This is a genomic window from Propioniciclava sp., assembly GCF_047602245.1.
Classification (GTDB): Bacteria; Actinomycetota; Actinomycetes; order Propionibacteriales; family Propionibacteriaceae; genus Propioniciclava.
In genome coordinates, this window is sequence record NZ_JASGHT010000001.1 from 2,572,029 (window position 1) to 2,588,775 (window position 16,747).

The 16,747-nt window shown below is 67.0% G+C and carries 15 protein-coding genes; 12 read left to right on the forward strand and 3 right to left on the reverse strand.

Features of this window, described 5'->3' with window-relative positions; translation table 11 throughout:
- Positions 1-306: 306 nt before the first annotated feature.
- Positions 307-831 (forward strand): hypothetical protein, encoded by a 525-nt coding sequence (locus tag QM708_RS12215; protein WP_415108813.1) that lies wholly within the window; start codon positions 307-309, stop codon positions 829-831.
- 96 nt (positions 832-927) lie between these two features.
- Here QM708_RS12215 and QM708_RS12220 read toward each other — a convergent pair whose 3' ends face one another.
- Positions 928-1,212, reverse strand: a complete 285-nt coding sequence (locus QM708_RS12220) for a helix-turn-helix domain-containing protein (protein ID WP_415108816.1) — start codon at positions 1,210-1,212, stop codon at positions 928-930.
- Positions 1,213-1,468: 256 nt separating this feature from the next.
- Between QM708_RS12220 and QM708_RS12225 the strand changes: the two genes are divergently transcribed.
- The 5 genes from QM708_RS12225 to xerC all read left to right on the forward strand — a co-directional run bounded on the left by QM708_RS12225 (position 1,469) and on the right by xerC (position 5,180).
- Positions 1,469-1,945 (forward strand): helix-turn-helix domain-containing protein, encoded by a 477-nt coding sequence (locus QM708_RS12225; protein ID WP_415111413.1) that lies wholly within the window; start codon positions 1,469-1,471, stop codon positions 1,943-1,945.
- A 29-nt stretch (positions 1,946-1,974) separates the two neighbouring features.
- Positions 1,975-2,478: a hypothetical protein gene (locus tag QM708_RS12230; protein ID WP_415108819.1), complete on the forward strand. Its 504-nt coding sequence runs from the start codon at positions 1,975-1,977 to the stop codon at positions 2,476-2,478.
- Between the two features lie 19 nt (positions 2,479-2,497).
- A complete protein-coding gene (locus QM708_RS12235) occupies positions 2,498-3,481 on the forward strand; it encodes a hypothetical protein (RefSeq protein ID WP_415108822.1) in 984 nt (327 codons plus the stop codon).
- A gap of 398 nt (positions 3,482-3,879) precedes the next feature.
- Complete coding sequence (locus QM708_RS12240) at positions 3,880-4,077, forward strand: hypothetical protein (RefSeq protein WP_415108824.1); 198 nt, start codon at positions 3,880-3,882, stop codon at positions 4,075-4,077.
- Between the two features lie 134 nt (positions 4,078-4,211).
- On the forward strand, positions 4,212-5,180 hold the full coding sequence (gene xerC / locus QM708_RS12245; RefSeq protein ID WP_415108826.1) for a site-specific integrase: 969 nt from the start codon (positions 4,212-4,214) through the stop codon (positions 5,178-5,180).
- Positions 5,181-5,193: 13 nt separating this feature from the next.
- Here xerC and glnA read toward each other — a convergent pair whose 3' ends face one another.
- Positions 5,194-6,624, reverse strand: coding sequence for a type I glutamate--ammonia ligase (gene glnA, locus QM708_RS12250; protein ID WP_415108829.1), 1,431 nt, complete (start codon positions 6,622-6,624; stop codon positions 5,194-5,196).
- Between the two features lie 113 nt (positions 6,625-6,737).
- On the opposite strand from glnA, the gene QM708_RS12255 reads away from it, so the two are divergent.
- The 5 genes from QM708_RS12255 (at position 6,738) to QM708_RS12275 (ending at position 13,823) form a co-directional block, all read left to right on the forward strand.
- Entirely contained in the window at positions 6,738-7,154 is a 417-nt protein-coding gene (locus QM708_RS12255; protein ID WP_415108832.1) for an RDD family protein, read from the forward strand.
- 211 nt (positions 7,155-7,365) lie between these two features.
- Positions 7,366-9,183: an ABC transporter family substrate-binding protein gene (locus QM708_RS12260; protein WP_415108835.1), complete on the forward strand. Its 1,818-nt coding sequence runs from the start codon at positions 7,366-7,368 to the stop codon at positions 9,181-9,183.
- Positions 9,184-9,325: 142 nt separating this feature from the next.
- A complete protein-coding gene (locus QM708_RS12265) occupies positions 9,326-10,852 on the forward strand; it encodes an ABC transporter permease (RefSeq protein ID WP_415108838.1) in 1,527 nt (508 codons plus the stop codon).
- On the forward strand, positions 10,849-12,009 hold the full coding sequence (locus tag QM708_RS12270) for an ABC transporter permease (protein WP_415108840.1): 1,161 nt from the start codon (positions 10,849-10,851) through the stop codon (positions 12,007-12,009). Before QM708_RS12265 ends, QM708_RS12270 begins: the two co-directional genes overlap by 4 nt.
- Positions 12,006-13,823, forward strand: a complete 1,818-nt coding sequence (locus QM708_RS12275; protein WP_415108843.1) for an ABC transporter ATP-binding protein — start codon at positions 12,006-12,008, stop codon at positions 13,821-13,823. The genes QM708_RS12270 and QM708_RS12275 overlap by 4 nt, the downstream gene beginning before the upstream one ends.
- Positions 13,824-13,926: 103 nt before the next feature.
- On the opposite strand, the gene QM708_RS12280 is transcribed toward QM708_RS12275, so the two are convergent.
- Positions 13,927-14,973: an LLM class flavin-dependent oxidoreductase gene (locus QM708_RS12280; protein ID WP_415108846.1), complete on the reverse strand. Its 1,047-nt coding sequence runs from the start codon at positions 14,971-14,973 to the stop codon at positions 13,927-13,929.
- Between the two features lie 37 nt (positions 14,974-15,010).
- Here QM708_RS12280 and QM708_RS12285 point away from each other — a divergent pair, with 37 nt between their 5' ends.
- Positions 15,011-16,726, forward strand: coding sequence for a cation:proton antiporter (locus QM708_RS12285; protein ID WP_415108849.1), 1,716 nt, complete (start codon positions 15,011-15,013; stop codon positions 16,724-16,726).
- Positions 16,727-16,747 lie beyond the last annotated feature (21 nt).

The window sequence follows — 16,747 nt, forward strand, 5'->3', positions numbered from 1 at the left end:
GTCCGGGTCGCACCGGTCACAGATACCGGCGTGGCTGTCCAGCCCGCACAAGCTGATACTCGTGAGGCGCGGGCCACCGCACGCGGCGCACGTCCGATTCGCGAGAGCCCAGCCGACCGCCGCATGATCGCCGACCTTCGCTACCAGGGCTGAAATCTCGTCGTCTGGATGCGAACGGGCGAACCACGCGCAGGCCTGGAACAACAGAGCCAACTCGTCATGCGACAGGGTCAGGTCAACGAAAGCCATCAGGCAGCCCTCCCTGCCCGGGAGCGAGGGGACTCGACATGCTGGGATGATGCGAACATGGAGTGGGCCACGACGGTTGAGGGGTGGGCGGCGATCGCGGCGTGGGTCGCGGCGATCGTTGCGTTGGGGTCGACGGCCATCACCGTTTGGATGCAGGTACGAAGTCGAGCGTGCGCCGAATGGGCCCCGATGATCGTCGGGCTGGACGCTCGAGTGCAGGAAAACATCATGGCGCTGCGCCGCACCACACCACCTACTTGGGCGTTCGAACTCACCAATGCCGGAGACGGCGCCGCGTTCGACGTCAGCGTCACGGTGGACGGTGTCGCCCAGGACATCCTGGAGATCGTCGAGCCGGCAGCAAGAGCCGCGCTGCGCAACATAGAGGGGGCGGTCACCGCCGGCTCCAGACTTCGAGCCGTTGCGCCAGTGACTTGGCGACCCGGCGGCGCAACCAGTACCGAAATCGTGGTCCGATGGACGGCTTCACCCACTCGTTTGGGGCGCCGGTGGGAACAAACGTTTCGCCTAGACCGGAGCGGATTCGAACCACGCCTTCCGGCGCGGCGGGCCAAGTCGTGATCCAGTCACCCAAGGACTTCGCGCCAGGCATCGTCAACATCGCCATCGGCAGCGACCGAGTCCGGCCGTCGGCGAACTCCCACCACAGTCCGACGTTCATGGCGCCACCCCGGCCGACTCGGCGATGAGCGCGATCTGGGGGACACGGAGCGCCGCAGCGATACGGGCAACAGCCCTCACCGAAGGCCGCTTACGGCCAGCCTCAACATTGGCCACGTAAGGCCTGGACAGCAACGCCGCCCGGGAGAGGTCCTCCTGAGTCATGCCACGCGCCTCTCGGAAGTGCTTGATCGTGGCCCCAACACGGGCCGCCTCAGCGCCGGCGCCACCAAGGGACGACTTGGCGGAGAGTTCCGCCCGTTTGGTAGATGTTCCGCTCATGGTTACGAGACTAGAGGAACAATAGGGAACCTAGCAACCAAAAGCCTAGGAACGACAGGAACGTTTCGTAACGCTCCTAGTCACGTGGTCTTACACTCTCGTAACTACCGGCGTGTTTTCCCGAACCGGGTGCCCTAGGGTGACCAAAGGGCGCGCTTGATGTTCCTTCGGCGTGTCTCGCACCATCGAGCCATGGAGACACGACATGCCAACAGAGGCGGGGAAGGCTGCGGCGCGACACGAGGTAACGGCCGCGATGGCACGCCAGGGACTCACGCGGTCGAGTTTGTCGCGAAAGTCCGGCGTCGACCCGAACACGGTGAGCGACTTCCTGAACGGCCTGCGATGGCCCATCCTCAAAACCTTGGCCAAGATCGAGGCTGCGTTGGGCCTGACCCCTGGCACGCTCGCGGCACTTGGAGAAGACCCCCACCTCGGTGAGGCGGACCCACCCAATGGGACCGTCACGACACCAACCCTCCGAAGCGCGACCGACGAAGAACTCCTCGCCGAACTCGGCTACCGCATGGTCCAACTACGCCGGGCCGCCGAGGACGCCACGGCGTCCGGGCCGGCGAGCATGCAGGAACGCCGACATCGGCAGGTGCTTGAGCAGGGCCAGCTCGTAGACCGGGCCGCCGACAGCAACCCGTCCGAGGGAACAGCGCTTCGTGCCCAGTTCGACGAACATGACCATCATCAAGACCCTGACGGCCCCGAGTTCGGCGCCTGACCCCACGCCCAACAGATAGAAGGACCCCCATGAACACTCGACTGCTCGCCGCTGTCGGCATCGCAGCCCTGGCCCTCACCGCCTGCTCCACAACAACACCATCGGCCGCTCCAGGCTCCGGGGCGCCGGCAGCCCCCGCGGCCACATCCGCGAAGCCCGCCAAGCCCGCCGACGCCACCGCGTGGGCAGAACTCGCCAAGCAAGGCAGCACAACCAAGATCGTCACCATCACCGAGGACAACGATCCCAACAACCTGATCGGGCGGCCCAACGGCTACAAGACCGCCGCCGTGATCTACGACTCCGGCGCGTCCTGCGACCAACTCGGCACAAGCTGCGGCGGCACCGTCGAGGTCTTCGCGACCGAAGCCGAGGCGAAGGCGCGCTCGGAGTACACCCAGGGCGTCCTCAAGGACGCCCCGATGTTCGGCACCGAGTACCACACCCTCAACGGCGCCGCGCTCCTGCGCATCACCGGCAACATCAAACCGTCAGTCGCGACTGGCTACGCGGACGCATTCTCCGCAGCATGACGGCGGATGGAGGCATGAAGTGACGGGCGACGGCCTGGAAGGCGGCGTGGTTCCCGCCGGTGACGGGTCCGCGGTGATCCACCGAACCTCGCAGGAGCGGATCACGCTCCGCTTCGACGGGGACAACGTCATCGACGGCACCATCAACGCTCGAGCGATGGGCCAAGCGCTCCAAGGGGCGGCGAACCTGGTCCAAGCCGTCGCCAATACCAGCACGTTCGACGACCACTCCGCGCCCGAGGTACGCGTCGCCGCCACCGAAGAAGGCTCATTCGAGATCGAACTGATCATCCAGGCGCTCGGCGAGTGGTGGGCTATGAGCCGCGAAGTACTGGTCAGCGACGACGCTCAGGCCGCCTCGGCCCTGGCCGGATTCGTCAGCGTTGCTGTCGGTGCGATGAAGTGGGCCCGCGACAAGGCCGGCCGCCGCATCAAGACGAAGTCGATCAACGCCAACGGTGACGTCGAAGCCCACCTCGACGACGGCACCACGCTCGTCGCTCCGCCCGAAGTCGCTGAAGCAGCCGAGGAGCCGAAAGTCCAACGGGCGATCAAGGAGGTAACGGCGCCGCTGTCGTACATGGGCATCCAGACGCTCAACATCGAGTCGATGACGGTGAACATCAGTGTGAGTAGCGACGAGGCCCGCAAGATCCCGGACCCCGAGCCGGAGCCCGACCTAACCCGCAAGACAGAGGTTTACGAGACCTGGGTCACGTTCGACCGGCCGCACTTCGGCGGAGACCGGTGGGGCGTAGTGATGGCCTCGAAGAAGTTCCGTGCAACAATCGAGGACGCCGAGTTCCTCACCCGCGCCGATCACGGAAACGTCAGCCTCGGCGCCTACGATGAGTTCAAAGTGAGAGTCAGGGAAGAGCCCTACCTCACTGGCGGCGGACGACGCCAGAACCGTCGCTACATCGAGCAGGTGTACGAGCATCGCCAGCCGAAGCGAGATACAGATGAGCCGAGATTGCCGACCGAAGAGGGAGGGGGCGGGTAACGTCCTCGGCTTCACTGCGATCACCATCGGAGTCGGCGCCGTCGCGTTCTCGGTTCTGCGCATCATCGCCGGCGCGCCGATCGCCGATCTAATGCTCCCAGCCGTGTGCCTCGTGATCACGATCTGGCTAGTGCGGCGCTGAACTGTCAGACCCCAGCGTCACCATCGTGTCGTGCCGTACCACCCCTGGCGCATCCTGCGCGCCCTCGCGGCCTGGACGTTGGTTTGGAAAGCGCCCACTTCAGGCGCACGTGCCGAAACGTACTGGCCGAGCAAGACGATCCTGATCCACCCCCAACTACTACAACGCGAACGCCGCAGCGCGCTGGCCCCACGAACTCGAACACGTCGCCCGCGGGCCGTTCCCACGCTGGGCCCGGGCGCGGGAAGAGGCGGCAGTGAACGCGGCAGCCGCCCGCAAGCTCATCGCCGTGGAAGACCTCGCTGATGCCCTGTCGTGGTCGCTCAACCCCCACGACGTCGCCGACGAACTGTGGGTCGACATCTCAACACTGGAAGCCCGCATGACCCACCTCAACGACATCGAGATGGAGTACCTGCGCAGGCGCCTCGCCCACCTGATCGAGGAGAACTGATGGCCAGCATTAAGCAGCGCCCCGACGGCATGTGGCGAGCCCGGTACCGTGACCACGCGGGCAAGGAGCATGCGCGTCACTTCAGGCGGAAGACCGACGGCCAACGCTGGCTTGACGAGGTGACGGCCGCGGTCGTGACCGGAACCTACATTGACCCCGCCCGGGCGAAGATGACGGTCGATCAATGGTGTGACGAGTGGCTGGAAGGGTACGGAACACGCCGGGCCTCAACCGTCCGGAAGGCTCGCGTGGACCTCAAACGGATCCGCGCCAAGTTCGGGCCAGTCCGCCTATCAGCGATCCGGCCCTCGCACGTGAGGGCATGGACCGCGGAATTGTCCGCACTCCTGGCCCCCTCGACGGTGTACGCGACCTATCGGCGGTTCGCCCAGCTGATGAGCGACGCCGTTCACGACGGGTTGATCCCCAAGTCGCCATGCTCGAGGAAGACCTCCCCGGGCCAGCCCAAGCCAAGGCCCTACGTCGCGACCACAGCCCAGGTGTGGGCGCTCTACGACGCCTTCTCCCCATGGCTGCGCTCCGCGGTGCTCCTGGGCGCCTTCGCGGGCCTGCGGACCGCGGAAGCCGTCGCGGTGGATACCCGTGACGCCGACTTCGCCAGCGGTGTCATCACCCCGTCCAAGCAGTACCCCGACGAACCGCTGAAATCGGAAACCTCGAAGACCCCGATCCCCATCCCCAGTGATCTGTCGCTGATGCTCGCCGCGTCCGTCCGGGAGTGGTGCGGAGAGAAGCTGGTGACCGACATGTTCGGCAAGCCCGTCGGGCCGTGGGTCGTGGAACGGGAGATGCGCAAGGTCCGGGCGGTCATCACAGCGGACCCATCGCGCGGCCTGGAGCCGCTGCCTGAGGGCTTCAGGTTCCACGACCTGCGGCACTACTACGCGTCGCTGCTCATCGCCGCAGGCCTGGACATCAAAACGGTACAGACGCGGCTACGGCATGCGTCCGCGACGACCACCCTGAACATCTACGGCCACATGTTCCCAGACAAAGACGAGTCCGCACGGGCGGCCGTTGCAGCAGCATTCGGCGCCCGTGCGGACTCATTGCGGACTCAGCAGGCAGCCGAAACCGCCTGACAAGGCCAGTTGATCAGAGGTCGAAGTACATCTCGAACTCGTGCGGGTGCGGGCGCAGGCGCAGGGCATCCACGTCTTCGCGCTTCATCTCGATCCAGGTCTGGATGAGATCCTCGGTGAAGACGTCGCCGGCCAGCAGGTAGTCATGGTCGGCCTCGAGGGCGTCCATGGCCTCGCTCAGCGAAGCGGGAACCTGCGCGATCTCGGCGTGCTCCTCGGGCGGAAGCTCGTAGAGGTCCTTGTCGATCGGGGCGGGCGGCTCGATGCGGTTCTGGATGCCGTCCAGGCCGGCCAGCAGCATCGCGGCGAACGCGAGGTACGGGTTGGCCGACGGGTCGGGGCAACGGAACTCCATCCGCTTCGCCTTGGGCGAGGGGCCTGTGAGCGGGATGCGGATGCAGGCGGAGCGGTTGCGCTGGCTGTAGACCAGGTTGACCGGGGCTTCGAAGCCGGGCACCAGGCGGTGGTAGGAGTTCGCGGTCGGGTTGGTGAACGCGAGCAGCGACGGGGCGTGGTGCAGGATGCCGCCGATGTACCAGCGGGCGATGTCGGACAGCCCCGCGTAGCCGGCCTCGTCGGCGAACAGCGGCTGGCCGTCCTTCCACACCGACTGGTGCACGTGCATGCCCGAGCCGTTGTCGCCGAAGATCGGCTTCGGCATGAAGGTGGCGGTCTTGCCGGCCTCCCAGGCAGTGTTCTTGATGACGTACTTGTACTTCATCATGTTGTCGGCGGCGCGCAGCAGCGTGTCGAAGCGGGTCGCGATCTCGCCCTGGCCGGCGGTGCCGACCTCGTGGTGGGCGCGCTCGATGATCAGGCCGACCTGCTGCAGGTTGCGCACCATGTCGTCGCGCAGGTCACCGAAGTGGTCGACGGGCGCGACCGGGAAGTAGCCGCCCTTGTACTTCACCTTGTAGCCACGGTTGGCGCGGCCGTCCAGATCGCTCTCGGCGCCGGTCGCCCAGGCGCCGGCCTCGGACTCGATGAAGTAGTAGGAGGCGTTCGCCTTGGTCTCGAAGCGCACCGAGTCGAAGACGTAGAACTCGCCCTCGGGGCCCATCAGACAGGTGTCGCCGATGCCGGTCGACTTCAGGTACTCCTCGGCCTTGCGCGCGATGTTGCGCGGGTCGCGGCTGTAGGCCTCCTTGGTGATCGGATCGTGCACGAACCAGTTCATGTTGAGCGTCTTGCTCTTGCGGAACGGGTCGGGGTAGGCCGACGTGATGTCCGGCAGGAGCGCCATGTCCGACTCGTGGATCTTCTGGAACCCGCGGATCGAGCTGCCGTCGAACGACAGGCCCTCTTCGATCACGTCTGCCGTGAGGAACTTCGCCGGGATGGTGAAGTGCTGCATCACGCCAGGCAGATCGCAGAAGCGGACATCGATCGTCTCGATGTCGTTTTCCTCGATGTAGGCCAGGAGCTCATCGGCGCCTTGGAACATGGATCCTCCGTACAGGTAGAAATCTGACACCCCGACGTTAGGGGCGCGAGGTCACCGCCCAATTGCGTCCGTGTTTCGGCGGTGTTACAGCCTGGGAACTAGGGTGGGGGACCGTGAGCGCCCCCGACTACCCCGGCAGAAGCCTCGGTCTTCCCGAGAGCGGACGCGGTGCGCTCGCCTCCTGGGGCAGCCGGCTCGGCGCGCTGGTCGTCGATTGGGGCGCCAGCATGGCGGTGGCGGTCGGGGCCTTCGGCGGCGGCGTCCTCACCGAGAGCGGCTGGCGCGCCTGGATGATCCTCACCGTGTTCGTCGTCGAGAAGGCCTTGCTTACCGCGCTGACCGGGAGCAGTTTCGGCCAGCTCATCTCGGGCGTGGGCGTCACGCGCGTGGACGGGACGCCGATCGGTTGGTGGCGCTCGTTGGCGCGTGCGGTGATGATCGGCCTCGTCCTGCCCGCTGTCGTGGTCGGTGCCGACCGCCGTGCCTTGGACGATCTGTTGCTCGGTACGGTCGTGGTCCGGCGCCGCTGAGCCATCACTTTCAGTCCTGCTCCCGTCGGCGCGAGGCGTAGCCACGCTTAGGTAACGAATATCTCACGGCTGCCACCGTACGGTTGGGACGGCATCGAACGCGTGTGTACCGTGCTAGCACGACGCCCAGGTGCCCGGACGACCCAGGGTCACCTGGATCGCAACGAGGCCGTGGGAATCGGTCTCGCCGTCACTCTCACTGGAGGACACCTTGAGCAAGCGTAAGTTCCTGGCCGCGGCGGGCATCGTCCTGTCGAGTGCCTTGGCGTTCACCGCCTGCACGCCACCGACCCCGCCGAGCGGCGCAACCACGTCCGCCGCTCCGACCGCGGTGAATGTGGCGTGGAACCAGGCGTTCTTTAGCTACAACGACGAGACCGACTACGGCAACGCCACCGCGAACGCCAACATCATCTACATGGCGAACGAGCGAATCGCCTACTACGACAAGGATCTGAAGCTCGCGCAGAACGCGTCCTTCGGCAAGTACGAGAAGCTCTCCGACAGCCCGCTGACCGTCAAGTACACCTTCGCCGACACCGCCACCTGGTCGGATGGAACCCCCGTCACCGGTGCGGACGCCTTCCTGCTGTGGGCAGCGCTGTCGGGTGTCTACAACACCACCAAGCTCGAGCAGGACACCAAGGGCAACGTCGGTGAGGTCACCGGCGAGAACGTCTACTTCAACGGCAGTGACCCGGGCCTGGAACTGGTCACCGACGTTCCCGAAATCTCCGCCGACGGCAAGTCGATCACGCTGGTTTACTCCAAGCCGTTCGTCGACTGGGAGATCCTGGCCTCTGAGCCGGTCGGCGTCCCGGCGCACATCGTGGGCAAGAAGGCGCTCGGTATCGACGACAACGCGCAGGCCGCCAAGGCGCTGGTCGAGGCGTTCAAGAACAAGGACAATGCCGCGCTCGCGAAGATCTCCAACGTCTTCAACACGGCCTTCAACTTCAAGAAGATGCCTGACGACAAGGAACTGCTCGTCGGTAACGGCCCGTACGTCATCACCGATCTGGCCGAAGAGCAGTACGTCGTGTTGGAGAAGAACCCCAACTACAAGGGTTCGCACAAGCCGTCGATCGACAAGGTCACGGTCCGTGTCATTCCGGACGCCCAGGCCTCGGTGACCGCGCTGGCCAATGACGAGGTGCTCGTCACGCAGCCGCAGTCGACCGCCGACATCCTCACCCAGCTGCAGGGCATGCAGAACACCACGGTGCTCACCCAGGACGGCGGCACCTACGAGCATGTCGACCTGGTGTTCGCCAACGGCGGTCCGTTCGATCCGGCGGCCTACGGCGGCGATGCGAACAAGGCGCTCAAGGTGCGCCAGGCGTTCCTGCACACGATCCCGCGGCAGAAGATCATCGACACGATCATCAAGCCGCTCAACCCCGAGGCCGCCATCCGCAACACCTACTCGGTGGTCCCGGGCGCGCCGAACTACGACTCGATGGTCAGCACCAACGGTATGAAGGACGTCTACGGCGGCGGCGGCGATGTCGAGAAGGCCAAGGCGCTGCTCGCCGAGGCCGGTGTGTCGGCCCCGACCGTGCGCGTGAAGTACGCCTCCAACAACACCCGCCGTCAGCAGCAGTTCCAGCTGATCAAGGAATCCGCTGAGGCGGCCGGCTTCGTCGTCCAGGACGTCGGCAGCATCGACTGGGGCCAGGAACTGCGTCAGCCCAGCCTCTATGACGCTTCGTTGTTCGGATGGCAGTCCACCTCGACCGGCGTCCACGAGGCGGCGGCCAACTACATCACGGGCGGCCAGAACAACTACGGCAAGTACTCCAACGCGGAGGTGGATCGCCTGTTCGCAGAGCTGGGGGTCACCATCGATCCCGCCGAGCAGAAGCGCCTGCTCGAGGAGGCCGAGAAGCATCTGGTGAACGACGGGTTCGGCATCACCATCTACCAGTTCCCGGAGATCACCGGCATCAGCAGCAAGATCAAGGGTGTCGCCTCGATCCCGCTGTCGCCGAACTACTTCTGGAACTTCTGGGAGTGGAAGCTGTCCTGACGCGCGAGCGTCTCGCGGCCCAACACGCGACCCGAAGGTGGGGCGTCAGGGAGACCTGGCGCCCCACCGGCGGGTCACGGGGTTGCGGTCGCGGCGTCCGACCCCGAAACTCTCACCCATCATCCACTCTGCGAGGTAGTCCATGGTCCGGTTCATCGCCCGAAGGCTCGGGCTGGCCGTCGGAACGCTGTTGGTGTTGTCGTTCCTGATGTACGGCCTGCTGGAGCTCGCGCTCGATCCTCTCGCCGACCTGCGCGAGAACCCAGCACCCAACCGGGAGGAGATGATCGCCAACCGCGTCCGGCTGTTGCACCTCGACCTTCCCTGGTACCAGCGCTACGTGATGTGGCTGACCAGCTTCGTCCAGGGCGACTTCGGACTCGCCTGGCGCACGATGCAGCCGGTAGGCGTGCTCGCGCGCGGCGCCATCGTCACTTCGGTGCAGTTGGTCTTCGCCGCGACCATCATCGCGATCCTGCTCGGCGTCACCATCGGCGTGATCTCCGCGCTGCGGCAATACACCACCTTCGACTACACGATTACCTTCGCGTCGTTCCTGCTCTACTCGCTGCCGATCTTCTGGGTGGCGGTGCTGCTGAAGCAGTTCCTCGCGATCGGCATGAACGACTTCCTCAATGATCCGGGCGTCAACTGGCCGCTCGTCATCGCGTTGAGCATCGTGTCCGGCCTGTTCTGGGCCGGGGCGCTCGGCGGGCGGCGGGACAAGAAACTCAAAGTGTTCGCGGGCGCGCTCGTGGTCACCTTCGGCGTCCTGGCCGGCACGCTGCTGTCGGGCTGGGTGCTGAACCCGCAGATCGGCATCGTGGGGGTCGGCGTCGTCTCGCTCGCCCTGGCGTTCGGTATCACCGCGCTGTTCGCCGGCCTCAACAACAAGCGGGCGTTGTATTCGGCGCTCACCACGGCGGTCGTCGGCACGATCGTGTGGTACCCACTGCAGTTCTTGTTCTTCTACGTCGAGATGAACTGGTGGTGGATGTTCGGCCTGCTCGCCGTCGCCCTGCTGGCCGCGGTGGGCATCGGCTGGGCCTACGGCGGTCCCGACCGGGCCGTCTCCGCCCGCGGCGCGATGATCGTCGCGCTGATCACCAGCGTGCTGATCTTCATCGACCGCGTCCTGCAGACCTGGGGGCAGTACTTCAACACCGCCGAGATCAACCATCGCCCGATCGCCACGATCGGCGCCCATACCCCCGGCCTACGCGCCGACTTCTGGATGGGCCAGCTCGACCGGTGGACGCACCTGTTGCTGCCCACGGTCGCGCTGGTGCTGATCTCGTTCGCGACCTACACCCGCTACGAGCGCGGCGCGATGCTGGAGGTCCTCAACCAGGACTACATCCGCACCGCCCGCGCCAAGGGTCTGTCCGAGCGGGTGGTCATCGTCCGGCACGCGCTGCGCAACGCGCTGATGCCGCTCGCCTCGATCGTGCCGGTGGACTTCATCACCCTCATCGGTGGTGCGGTCATCACCGAGACCATCTTCAGCTGGGCCGGCATGGGCCGGCTGTTCATCGATTCGCTGTTCGGCCAGGAGGTGGACCCGGTGATGTTCTACATCATGCTCACCGGCGCGTTGGCGATGGTCGCCAACCTGGTGGCTGACTTCCTGTACGCCGTCATCGATCCCAGGATTCGGGTGGACGCATGAGCAACGACAAGCATTCGGGCGCCGACCGCATCGAGGACGCGCTCCCCGAGAACGAACCCCAGGCCTTCGGCGCGGACGCCTACGGGCGCGGTGAGGGGGTGGGTGAGGGACAGGACGTCCAAGGCCTGTCGCAGGGCCAGATCGTGTGGAGCCGGTTCATCCGCCACCGCGGCGCCATCATGGGCCTGATCATCATCGGCCTCGTCGCCTTGTTGTCGATCCTGATGATGGGCATCGGCCCGATCGACGGCCTGTGGCGGGACCAGGAGATGCGCTCCGGCGACGTCCTCAACGGCGGACGCCCCACGCTCACCATTCCGGGCATCAACGGCGCCGAGTTCAGCATCGGCCTGTATCCCTTCGGGCAGGACTCGCTGGGACGCGACTACTTCGCCCAGGTGATGCTCGGCGTCCAGACCTCGCTGTTCGTGGCGTTCGTGCTGGGCCTCGTCGCGCTGCTCATCGGGGTGACCGTCGGCTCGTTGGCCGGGTATTACCGCGGCAAGGTCGACATCGTGCTGATGCGGATCACCGACCTGGTGATCACCCTTCCGGTGATCGTGATGGGCGCGGTGCTGGGCGCCCTGGTCGCCAAACTGCCGCTGCGCCTCAACGCCGGCCCTGAGGTGACGGCCTGGATTCGCGAGAACATGCCGCTGCTGCTGTCGATCGCGCTCGGCTGCATCCTGTGGACCGGTCTGGCCCGCCTCGTCCGCTCCGAATTCCTGACCTTGCGCGAACGTGAGTTCGTCGACTCGGCGCGGGTGGCCGGGGCGTCCGACTTCAGGATCATCGTCAAGCACATGCTGCCCAACAGCATCGGTGTGATCGTCGTCAACACGACGCTGCTGATGTCCTCGGCGGTCACGTTGGAGGCGGCGCTGAGCTTCGTCGGCTTCGGCATCCAGGCGCCCTCCATCTCGCTGGGCCGGCTGATCCAAGAGAACCAGGGGGCGTTCTCGACGCGTCCGTGGCTGTTCTGGTGGCCCGGCCTGTTCATCATGTTGATCGCCTTGTCGATCAACTTCATCGGCGACGGACTGCGGGACGCGTTCGACCCGCGCACCAAGAAGATCCCGTCGGCGCGCGCGATGGCGAAGGCTGAGCGCCAGCTGGCCGAGCGTGCCCGGACCGAGACCAAGGAGGTGTCCTCGTGAACGCCGAACGTAGCGCCCGCGTGGGCAAGGACGATCAGAGGGCGCGTTCGGCGTTCACGGACGCGATCAAGCTGAGCCGCGACACCGGCGGCCCGGTCGCCCGCGGTGACGTGATCCTGGACGTGAAGGACCTCACCGTCCGGTTCTGGGTGGGTGAGGAATGGTTCACCGCCGTCGACAAGATGAGCTACCAGCTGCGGGCCGGCGAGGTGCTCGCGATCGTGGGCGAATCGGGATCGGGCAAGACCCAGTCGTCGATGAGCCTGCTGGGCCTGCTGCCCGGCACGGGACGGGCGAGCGGCTCGGCCAATTTGAAGGGCACCGAACTGGTCGGCATGTCGATCCAGGAGCTGCGCGAGATTCGTGGCAATGAGATCTCGGTGATCTTCCAGGAGCCGATGACGGCGCTCAACCCGGTCTACACGGTCGGCTTCCAGATCGTGGAGACCCTGCGCACCCACTACCTGATGCACCCGAAGGCCGCCAAGGACCGCGCCATCGAGCTGATGACGCTCGTCGAGATCCCCGACCCGGCCGACAGCTTCAACAAGTTCCCGCACCAGTTGTCCGGCGGCCAGCGCCAGCGCATCATGATCGCCCAGGCGCTCGCCTGCGAGCCGAAGCTGCTGATCGCCGACGAGCCCACCACCGCGCTCGACGTCACCGTACAGGCCGAGATCCTGAAGCTGATGCGCGAACTGCGCGAGCGGGTGAGCGCGGGCATCATCCTGATCACGCACGATATGGGCGTGGTCGCCGACATGGCCGACCGGATCATCGTGATGAAGGACGGCCAGGTCGTCGAGCACGGCACGGCGGACGACATCTTCCACCGCCCGTTCCATCCTTACACCCGGCAGCTGCTGGCGTCGGTGCCGCATCTGGCCGAAGCGGTGGACGAGGGGCAGGGGCCGCCGAAGACGCTCATCGAGGTGGACGGATGCCCGGTGCCGCTGACCGAGTCGTCCTCGGCCGAGCCGCCCGCGTTGCTGATGGAGGACGTCGCGATCGTCTACCCCAAGCAGGGGCGCCGTCCCGAGTTCCGGGCCGCCGAGCACATCAACCTGCGGGTCGATGCCGGCGAAGTGATCGGCCTGGTCGGTGAGTCCGGGTCGGGCAAGACCACGCTCGGGCGCGCCGCGGTCGCGCTGCTGCCCGTGCGCGAGGGACGCCTCACCGTCGCCGGCCACGACATCACCAAGGCGTCGTTGAAGGAGCTCAAGCCCTTCCGCAAGACGGTCGGCATCGTGTTCCAGGATCCGGGCAGCTCGCTCAACCCGCGCCTGCCGGTCGGTGAGTCGATCGGCGAACCGCTGCTGTTGCACGAAGGTCTACGTGGCTCCGCGCTGAGCAAGCGGGTCGAGGAACTGCTCGACTCGGTGCACTTGCCCCGCGCGATGCGCAACCGCTACCCGCACGAGCTATCGGGTGGCCAGCGCCAGCGCATCGGTATCGCCCGCGCCCTGGCGCTCAACCCGCGGCTGCTGATCGCCGACGAACCGACCTCGGCGCTCGACGTGTCCGTGCAGGCTCGGGTGCTCACGCTGTTTCAGGAGTTGCAGGAACGCTACGGCTTCGCCTGCCTGTTCATCAGCCACGACCTCGCCGTCGTCGAGCAGGTGTCCAGCCGGATCGCCGTCATGCACCACGGCCATCTGGTCGAGGTGGGCGACACCACCGACATCGTCACCCGTCCTCAGCACCCGTATACGCAGCGTCTGCTGTCGGCGGTGCCGGTTCCCGATCCGGACGAGCAGCGCAAACGCCGCGAGCTTCGCGACGCGATCATCGAGCGTGAGCAGCTGGTGTCCTGAGCTGCGCGGTGCCGGAATCGTCACAGGAATCACGCCCGGCGCCCGTCTTGAGCGGGATTTGTGTGACGATTCCGGCACCGCGGCCGTGGGCGGACGCGATCCCTCAGGCCGGGTCGCCCTCCACCGGGCCGGCGGTGTTCGGCTTCCAGCCGAGCGCGGGGGCGACGTAGCGGGCGAAGGAATCCAGCACGTGCAGGTTGTAGTCGACGCCCAACTGGTTCGGCACGGTCAGCATCAAGGTGTCGGCGGCCATCACCGCCTCGTCGGCGAGCAACTCCTCGATCAGCACGTCCGGTTCGGCGGCGTAGGTCTTGCCGAACGTGGAGCGGAATCCGTCGATGACGCCGATCTGGTCGGCATCGGTACCGCGCCCGAAGTAGGCGCGGTCGCGGGCGTCCACCAGCGGGAACACGCTGCGGCTCACCGACACGCGCGGGCGTCCGGTGTGGCCGGCCTCGCGGTAGGCGGCCCGGAACAGGTCGATCTGCTCGCGCTGCAAGACGTGGAACGGCTGCCCGGTGGCCTCGGTGAGCAGGGTCGAGCTCATCATGTTGAGGCCGAGCTTGCCGGTCTCGACCGCACTCGGGCGCGACCCGGATCCCCACCACAGGTGGTCGCGCAAGGTTGCCGAGCGGGGTTCGATCGGCAGCCGGACGCCGGCGCCCACCATCTGCGGATCGCCCGGCACGAGCGGCTCGCCGTCGATCGCGCGCAGGAAGAGGGCGAACGTGTCGCGGGCCAGGTCGGCGCCGCGCGGATCGGCCGATCCGGTGTAGCCGAACGCCTCGTACCCGCGCAGCGCGGTCTCGGGGGAGCCACGGCTCATCCCGAGCGCGATCCGCCCGTCGGCGATCAGGTCGAGCGCGGCGGCCTCCTCGGCGAGGTAGAGCGGGTTCTCATAACGCAGGTCGATCACCCCGGTGCCGACCTCGATCCGCTGGGTACGGGCCGCCATCGCCGCCAGCAGCGGCATCGGGGACGCCGCCTGCCGGGCGAAATGGTGCACCCGCACGTAGGCGCCGTTGACGCCGATCTCGTCGGCGCCTTCGGCGAGCGCGATAGTCTGGGTGAGCATGTCGCGGGCGGTCCGGGTGGCCGAGCCCTGCTGGGGGCCGTAGTGACCGAACGACAAGAATCCGAATGCTCTCACGTTGGTCCAACGGCGCCCGCAGGTGGATGATTCCCGCATGGAACCGATCGCCGGACTCGCCATCGTGGCGGTGCTCCTCATCGTCGCGGTGTCCGCCTTCGCCGAGAAGCATGGCGTCGCGGCCCCGCTGTTGCTCGTCGTGGTGGGAATCGGCCTCAGCGTGATCCCGGGCGCCCCCGCCCTGGAGATCGAGCCCGAATGGATCCTCACCGTCGTCCTGCCACCGCTGTTGTACGCGGCGGCGGTGAACATGCCGGCCACCGATTTCCGGCGCGACTTCGGCGCCATCGGCGCGCTCTCGGTGCTGCTCGTCATCGCGTCCGCGTTCGCCTCGGGCGCGGTGCTGTACTGGCTGCTGCCCGACCTCGGGTTCGCCGCGGCCGTCGCGGTGGGCGCGGTGATCAGCCCGCCGGACGCCGTGGCCGCCACCGCGATCGGCAAGCGGCTTGGGCTGCCGTCCCGGCTGGTGACGATCCTCGAAGGCGAGGGGCTGGTCAATGATGCGACCGCGCTGGTGCTGATGCGCACCGCGGTCGCTGCCACCGCGGGGGCGGTGTCCTTCGGCAGCGCGCTGGGTGACTTCGCGATCGCGGTCGTCGTCGGGGCCGGCGTCGGGCTGATCGTGGGCATCGTGACCGTGCAGATCCGCGCCCGGATCGACCAGCCGGTGCTCACCACCGCGATCTCGTTCGTGGTCCCGTTCCTGGCCTTCGTGCCGGCCGAGGAACTGCACGCCTCCGGCGTCCTCGCGGTCGTGGTCGCCGGCCTGGTCACCGGCGCCCAGAGCGCCCGCAAGTTCAGCCCCGGCGACCGGATCGTCGACCGCACCAACTGGCGCACCATCCAGATGCTGCTCGAGAACGGCGTCTTCCTGCTGATGGGCTACCAGATGACGGTGCTGATCGAGGACGTTCGGCATGACGGCTTCGGGGTCTGGCTGGCCGTCGGCCTCGGCCTGGTCGCCACCGCCGTGCTGGTGCTGGCCCGGGTCGTGTTCGTGATCCCGCTGGTCGCCTGGCTGCGCCGCGGCGAGCGCCGCAACGCCGAGAAGGCCGAACGCATCGAGGACGCGCTGGGACGGATCGACGCCGTCAACTTCTCCCACGCTCCCGAGCGCCGCGAGCGGGTGACCCGGTTCCTGCAACGCAAACAGGCGGACGCCGCCTTCTACGCCCGCGAGGGGCTCGGCTGGCGCGGCGGCGCCGTGCTCGCCTGGTCGGGGATGCGCGGCGTGGTCACGCTCGCCGCCGCGCAATCGTTGCCGTCGGATCTGCCCTACCGCTCGCAGCTGATCCTGGTCGCCTTCACCGTCGCGGTCGTCACCCTGCTCGTGCAGGGCGGGACGCTGCCCGCGGTGATCCGGATGCTCGGCGTCCGGGGCAGCGACGCGCAGGAGGCGCACCGCGAGTTCACCCGGCTGGTCGCCGAACTCGGGGACGCCGCCCGCGCCCTGCTCGACAATCCCGGCCTGCGCCGCAGCGACGGCAAGCCGTTCGATGCCGCCATCGTCGACGAGGTGCGCCGGCGCAGCCTCGCCGCGGCCCCGCCGTCGGGCGATCACGAGGAGTGGACGGGGGCGCTCCCGCGTCTGGAACAGCGCCGCGAATTGCAGCGCATGGTGCTGGACGCCGAACAGGCGGCCCTGCTGGACGCGCGGGCGTCCGGCATCTACCACTCGCACGCGATCATCGCCGCCCAGCATGCGATCGACAACAACTTCGCGATGCTGGAGGGCCCCTCGGCTCACGGCTGAACGCCGCTCATGTCGTCGCGG

Excerpts from the sequence above, each read along its gene's own strand:
- QM708_RS12215 (WP_415108813.1), top strand. The coding sequence starts at position 307 with ATGGAGTGGGCCACGACGGTTGAGGGGTGGGCGGCGATCGCGGCGTGG.
- QM708_RS12220 (WP_415108816.1), bottom strand. The coding sequence starts at position 1,212 with ATGAGCGGAACATCTACCAAACGGGCGGAACTCTCCGCCAAGTCGTCC.
- QM708_RS12225 (WP_415111413.1), top strand. The coding sequence starts at position 1,469 with ATGGCACGCCAGGGACTCACGCGGTCGAGTTTGTCGCGAAAGTCCGGC.
- QM708_RS12230 (WP_415108819.1), top strand. The coding sequence starts at position 1,975 with ATGAACACTCGACTGCTCGCCGCTGTCGGCATCGCAGCCCTGGCCCTC.
- glnA (WP_415108829.1), bottom strand. The coding sequence starts at position 6,624 with ATGTTCCAAGGCGCCGATGAGCTCCTGGCCTACATCGAGGAAAACGAC.
- QM708_RS12265 (WP_415108838.1), top strand. The coding sequence starts at position 9,326 with ATGGTCCGGTTCATCGCCCGAAGGCTCGGGCTGGCCGTCGGAACGCTG.
- QM708_RS12270 (WP_415108840.1), top strand. The coding sequence starts at position 10,849 with ATGAGCAACGACAAGCATTCGGGCGCCGACCGCATCGAGGACGCGCTC.
- QM708_RS12285 (WP_415108849.1), top strand. The coding sequence starts at position 15,011 with ATGGAACCGATCGCCGGACTCGCCATCGTGGCGGTGCTCCTCATCGTC.